The 5,723-nt window shown below is 63.9% G+C and carries 6 protein-coding genes and 1 pseudogene; 3 read left to right on the forward strand and 4 right to left on the reverse strand.

Annotated elements, in window-relative coordinates; genetic code table 11:
* Window positions 1-373 (reverse strand): transposase (locus AAFO90_RS23695; RefSeq protein ID WP_347511021.1); only part of this gene is annotated, 373 nt, incomplete at its 3' end.
* 324 nt (window positions 374-697) lie between these two features.
* Between AAFO90_RS23695 and AAFO90_RS23700 the strand changes: the two genes are divergently transcribed.
* Window positions 698-874 (forward strand): hypothetical protein, encoded by a 177-nt coding sequence (locus AAFO90_RS23700; protein WP_347511022.1) that lies wholly within the window; start codon window positions 698-700, stop codon window positions 872-874.
* Between the two features lie 412 nt (window positions 875-1,286).
* Here the strand turns inward: AAFO90_RS23700 and AAFO90_RS23705 are convergent, their stop codons facing one another.
* Both AAFO90_RS23705 and AAFO90_RS23710 read right to left on the reverse strand, forming a co-directional pair.
* Window positions 1,287-3,581 carry a plasmid recombination protein gene (locus tag AAFO90_RS23705; RefSeq protein WP_347511023.1) on the reverse strand — a complete coding sequence of 765 codons (2,295 nt, stop codon included), beginning with the start codon at window positions 3,579-3,581 and terminating at the stop codon, window positions 1,287-1,289.
* A 695-nt stretch (window positions 3,582-4,276) separates the two neighbouring features.
* Entirely contained in the window at window positions 4,277-4,450 is a 174-nt protein-coding gene (locus AAFO90_RS23710) for a hypothetical protein (protein WP_274840597.1), read from the reverse strand.
* Window positions 4,451-4,570: 120 nt separating this feature from the next.
* On the opposite strand from AAFO90_RS23710, the gene AAFO90_RS23715 reads away from it, so the two are divergent.
* Window positions 4,571-5,089, forward strand: a complete 519-nt coding sequence (locus AAFO90_RS23715; protein WP_274840596.1) for a hypothetical protein — start codon at window positions 4,571-4,573, stop codon at window positions 5,087-5,089.
* An 86-nt stretch (window positions 5,090-5,175) separates the two neighbouring features.
* Entirely contained in the window at window positions 5,176-5,610 is a 435-nt protein-coding gene (locus AAFO90_RS23720) for a hypothetical protein (RefSeq protein WP_347511024.1), read from the forward strand.
* Window positions 5,611-5,631: 21 nt separating this feature from the next.
* Here AAFO90_RS23720 and AAFO90_RS23725 read toward each other — a convergent pair.
* A pseudogene (locus AAFO90_RS23725) lies at window positions 5,632-5,723 on the reverse strand (IS5/IS1182 family transposase); the annotation flags it as partial.

Raw genomic sequence — 5,723 nt, forward strand, 5'->3', positions numbered from 1 at the left:
GGAATGCGACAGCGCGCCCCTGGGTCTCGGCGCTCTTCACCGCCACGAAGCGCATGGTCGGCCGCAAAGCCGCTTCCGCGATGGCTTCCGCGTCCGCGCGATCATTTTTCTGGCGCTTCACGAACGGCTTCACGTAGACCGCCGGAATAAGCCGAGCCTCGTGACCGTGCCGTTGCGCTACCCGGCCCCAATGGTGCGACGTGGCGCAGGCCTCCATCGCCACGATGCAAGCTGGTTGCCCGGCAAGAAGCGCCGCCAGCCGCGTCCGCGACAGAGCGCGGTTGTATAGAACCGTCCCCTCCGGCTCTAAGGCGCAGACTTGGAAGCTCCCCTTCGCAAGGTCAATCGCCAGCATGCTGATATTTGTCGTCATCGGTGGGCCCTCCGTTCGGTTCCACTGGAACCATCATGGCATATGAGATGCCGTTGGTGGGGGCATCCACCGCATCAGTTCAGTCCTGCCAGGCGCCTTTCGGCGAAGCGCAAACTCGTGGTGGTTCAGCGGCTCATGCGGGGGGAGAGCTTGGAGGCGGTGTCGCGGGTCCTGTCGCCCATGTCAAACGCTTAGTGATTGCGAATCCGCTTCAGGTCAAGGCGATCGCCCATGCCCATGTGAAGACCGACAAGGTCGACGTCGGCACACTGGCCAGCTTGCACGCGGCCGGAAATCTGGACCCCGGACGCGGCGACGGAACGTGTGCGCAGGCTGGTGGCGCGCCGCTATCAGGTTGTCCGGCACCGGACCAGTCCCAAGAACGAGGTGCATGCGATCCTGCATGCGCATCTGATCCCGAAATGCCCGCATGCCGATCTCGTCAAGAAGCGTGGCGGCAACTGGTTGACCCGCCAACCGGTTCCGGCGGATGCCCGGTGACGCTTCCAGCCGACACGCCACGCTTCGCCCCGAGGTCGACGAGTAGAGGTTTCCGGCAGAAAAGTCTTGTCGATCTCATCCGTAGTGTAGATCAGTCTGCGGACCTCGGGCGGGTACGGCCGGGCATTTTGGAAGCGGTGGACCGCATGCCACGCCCGCGATCAATTGAAACCGGTGCCCGCTATTACGCGAAATTCGCACCAAGGAGCCGTTCTGCTTCAATGCCGACCAGCCGACCAACTGTCGTAAAAAAACCGATGTTCTCGGTACCGAGAAGCACAGGAAAAGCCACCACGGTTTCAGAACAACGCCTACGTTACGTGGACCGCCAGCACAAGCTGGTGGAAACCGACAGCCGCTGGGACAGTCGGGCAGCGGATATTCGCGCGGCCAGAACTCAGCTCAAGCATAGTCACATATCCAGCCCATCGTCCTTCAGGTCAGTGAACACTGCCATTGTATCCCCAAGGATCTCTATGCCCTCATCCCGGATGAATTTCGGCATGCCCGGCAGCTTCAGCCACTTCACGAAGCGTCCGAGCAAGGGCTCGAGGCGGCTCAACATCCACTGGGCCCGCGTGGCCTGAGCCTCGGTGGCGTTCTGGTCCCGTTTAAGCCGACCCTGGTCCTTCGCGAGTTGATCCTTATCCTGGCGCAGCGCTGCTTGGTCATTTTCTAGGGTCTGCCGCTCGATGTTGATCGCGGCCTGTGCTGCCTCGCAGGTTTTCAATGTCTCATCATTCAGGCGCCGGGCCCTGCTTCGGAGCCCGTTGGCGCTCTTTACGGCGCTCACCGCCATCTCGACCGCCGGGGCGATGTCCGGAAAAGCAGGCTCAAGGCGGTCGATGTCCTGCGCTTGCAGCCTGCCTTCCGCGTCCCGAGAGATCGTGCCCTTGGCGATCTCCTTGACCATTGCGCCCAACCCGGCGGTCACCACGCCGATCCGGTCCTGCGTTTCCGCCGCCCGGGCTTCTTCTTTCTGGGTCTGTTCGGCGGCTGCCTTGGCAGCGTCCTCGGCTTTGACCCGGTCCGCCGCCGCGGCGTCGCGGGCGCGGGCCTGCTCCTCGGCATCCGCCTTCAGGCGCGCCGCCTCAGCCTTCCGGTCCGCTGCGACACGAGCCATGGCGACCACGCCAACGGTCAGGTCCTCAATCTCTTGGGCAAGCCCGGTCGCCCGGGCCGCCTCAATCCGGGTCTTTTCAGCGGCTGCCTTGGCAGCGTTCTCGGCCTTGACCCGGTCCGCCTCCGCGGCATCGCGGGCGCGGGCCTTCTCCTCAGCCTCCGTCTTCAGGCGCGCTGCCTCAGCCTGACGGTCTGCAACGACCTGGGCCATGACGACCGCGTCTACGGTCAGGTCCTCTATCTCCTTCCCAATCTCGGCCTTTCGGGCCTCAGCGCCCCGGACCTCGGTGGCGGCCTTTTTGGCCTTCGCCTCGGCCTCTGCCGTGACCCGCGCCGCCTCCGTCTGGGCGGTCTCGGTCTCGGCGGTCGCCGCGTCCCGGGCCGCCTGCGCGGCGCCTTTCGCCGCTTCCAAAACCGCGACCCGGTCCTTGAGGCGGCGGCGATAGGTCTCGAGCCTCTTCGCCTCCTTGTCCGTCAGGCTTGCCTTCTCGGTCAACGTGTCGACCCGGCCCTGCATCTCCGCCACGCGTTTGCGGGCTGCCTCTTCCTCCTCTTCCAGACCCGCGAGCCGGTCCCGCGCTTCCGCCTCGGCGGCCATCAGACCTGCAAGCCGGTCCTCGACCGCCCGGGTTTCGGCCCGGGCGGCGGCGGCCCTGGCATTTCGTTCTTTCCGCTCTCTGTGCGCGATCTTCGCGAGCCGGTCCGACGCGTCCCGCGCGACCTCGGCTGCTTCCTGGTCCCGGATCAGGTCGTCCAGCTTCTCCTCTAACTGGACCTTCTCGTCCTCCAGGTGCGCCACATCACCCGACACACGATCGACCGTCCGGTCGAGTTTGACCACCTCGGTCCGCAGCCCGTCGATCCGCTCCTGCGCCTCGACCCTGACCTGTTCCAGGGCCTCCAGCTCGGCCCGTTTCGCGGCGAGATCGGCCGGCAGCTCGCGATGGAGCTGCTTGACCGTTTTGTGGATCACCTCGGCCCACTCCGCGCCCGCCGCCAACCGATCTCCGTAGCGGGTGCCGCGCTCAATCTCGGGACAGTAGCGCTGGAGGACTTCGGCTGTCAGGTCCTGCAGCTGGGACAGGATCGCGGGCGTGGTCGAGCGGGACAGCGGGACGCCGTCATGGTCATACGAGCAGAGCGCGGCGTGGGCGTGGATCGTCGCCTCGTCGAGATGCACGACCAGCGCGTGAACGGACGTGTTGAGATGGGCCGCCACCGCCTCGACAAGGTCGCGGAACGCGCGGTCCTGCTCCTCCTGCGATAGGGCCTCGAACATCTGGGCGGCTTCGGACCCAAATGTGATGATTGCCGCCGTGGCCACAGCGGAGTTCGATTTCATGGCGCGCTGGGTCTCCCGCCGAGCCCGCCGCGCCTTCGCGATATCGCGCATCTCGGCAGGGGTTGGTGGGGCGATCAATATCCGGTTCAGATGGACACGTTTCTCGTCGACGTAATTCGGAACTGTCCCGATTCGCAGGTCATGACGGCGCTGACCGGAGTATCCGGACATCGTGTCGGCGGCGATCCGGACGGAGGCTGCCCGGGGATTCGAGAGTTTCTTGTCATCATTCAGGACGGGCATATCGTTCAACCTACTAGCCATAAGTTCGCGGCGAGCCGCTCTTTATGACTATCCGGCGAAGGGGTGAAAAAACCTAACCGGTTCCTTTTCCCCCCTTTCGAAACCCCCCTTTGCTCCGCCCTGATGACATATTGTTTTTCTTATCTTTTCTCAGGCGAGGCAGTCACGCAAGACCCGTTTTGCTGACCAGTCTCCGGTCGTCCCGCATAGGCGAACACCCGAAGTCTGACCCGTGCGCGCGCCCTTCGGAGACCTCTTGCTTGGGTGGTCTGTTCGGCATTCTGTCCGGGGGGACGGGGCGGTCGCAGGCCGTGGAGCGGGAGTCCGGATACTGGTCCGTTATGGGGTGATCTTGTGTGCTGACGTTGGCCGCGTTGAACCTGCTGTATTACCGACCCTCGACCAATACAGTCCGAGACTTGGGCCTCGCATCGCCGGCGTGCCGTTTTGTGAGCCAAGAGCAGGTCAAGGAAATAGTCGCTGAGCCGGAACGCCTTTGTCGAGCGCATCGAGCGGCGGTGAGGACCGCGGCCTCGCGAAGAACAGTGCCCCTGTCCATAGGTTAAGCCCGACATCAAGAAGCTATTGCCGCAGCGTAAGGTTCAGGACGCTCCAGGACAGTGAGGTCTGCCTTACGGAACCTACTCAAGCGAACACGCGCCCACACTTCTAAAAGGGGTTAGTGGTCTTCGTGATTATTTCTGGTCCTGACCAGCCTGCCATTCCAGCAGCACGCGCCGGATGATTTCTTGGCGCGTCGGCATCTCTGGCTCCGAGCGCCGTGCGTCATCCAGTGCAGTAATCAGCTCGCGCGGCAGTCGCACTGTCACAGCTTCTGTATCTACGGGAGGGCGACCCATTTTTTTCATGGTGCAATTCTTGACTTTACGACTTTATGTAGTTATTTAGTTGTCATGGTCGGACGGAGCAGAGCTGGAACCTCACACCCCGTCCTCGCCAAACGCAGACCCAAAGGTAAGGAGACTGGAATGACTTCCACTAACCATAATGTCAAAAAGTTTGAAATGAAACCCCCCGCTGTGGCCTCCGTCACCGCGCTCTTCGTGGGTTTCGTCGCCACTCTGCCGGCGCTGATCCAGAATGAGCAGGAGCTGGCCGGCTACTCGGGTCAGGATCCTGCTGTGGATCACTGGATCACGGCAGCGGATGCCGCGCTTGCGGAAACCAAGGCTGGCTGTGAAGCGATGATCGCGGCACCGGCCATCGACGAGGCCGAGCGTGCCTTTCAGGCTGTGGCGCGTCTCTATCTGCGGGTGATCCGGTCCGCGGATCCGGAAGAGATCGCAGGCATTCGCGCCCATATGCGGCTGCGCCGCTGGGCGTGGCTGGTGCCGGGAGGGGACGCCGGGGCGCGCGACCTCAACGTCTGGCTTGGCGCGGCGATCGACGCACTCGAGACTTGGCTGGCTCTGGAAGACACCTTCGATGCCCGCATCGAGGACTGGGGTGGCCCGGAGTTGGACGGCGACATCGGTCCCTCGGCCTGACCTCCCCGAACAGTTTCACGCAACGTCCCGGCGCGGGGAGACCCCGCGCCCTCTCTCTCCTCATGTCCAGCCCAGGAGCTTCTCCCATGCCCAAGACCCAGCCCCGCTCGCCCAAGTCGTCCCGCCCGTCCGTCCGTGGTGTTCCCTTCGAGGTCGTGACCAGTCGTCGGCGTCGCCTTCACGTCCCTCATCGCTCGCGCCATGTGCCCGCCAGCGAATGGCGCGACTATCCTCGGCCCGTGCCGGAAGCCTGGGCCCTCATCGCTCGCGACAAGGGATTCAGGCTCCATGGCAGGATCCGGGACAGGTATCACGTCGCGCTCGAATGCCGGACCTGTGGAGGACTGACCGCGCACAAGAGCTTTACGCTCCGGACGGCCCAGCCCCGCTGCGGCGCCTGCGCAGAAGCTGATCTCGCCGACGCCGCACGAGCGGCGGGCCTGACCTTCCTGCGCCGTGACGGGCGCAACCACCACTACGGCCTGTACCGGGCCGCCTGCGGCCACGTCCTTAGAGTCTGATTCAAAACTTTTCGAGTGAATTCATTGTCTTGCGAGCATCCGCGTGACGCGGCGGATGTGTGCGATTGTGACCCAAGCTGCCGCGCTGGCGATGGATTTTTCCCAATCCTTCG

This window comes from Phaeobacter sp. CAU 1743, from assembly GCF_039839315.1.
In the GTDB taxonomy this organism is placed as follows: Bacteria; Pseudomonadota; Alphaproteobacteria; order Rhodobacterales; family Rhodobacteraceae; genus Phycobacter; species Phycobacter gallaeciensis_A.

What these genes read in the sequence shown, in the direction of transcription:
- AAFO90_RS23715 (WP_274840596.1), top strand. Translation starts at nt 4,571, where the DNA reads ATGACTTCCACTAACCATAATGTCAAAAAGTTTGAAATGAAACCCCCC.
- AAFO90_RS23720 (WP_347511024.1), top strand. Translation starts at nt 5,176, where the DNA reads ATGCCCAAGACCCAGCCCCGCTCGCCCAAGTCGTCCCGCCCGTCCGTC.
- AAFO90_RS23710 (WP_274840597.1), bottom strand. Translation starts at nt 4,450, where the DNA reads ATGAAAAAAATGGGTCGCCCTCCCGTAGATACAGAAGCTGTGACAGTG.
- AAFO90_RS23705 (WP_347511023.1), bottom strand. Translation starts at nt 3,581, where the DNA reads ATGCCCGTCCTGAATGATGACAAGAAACTCTCGAATCCCCGGGCAGCC.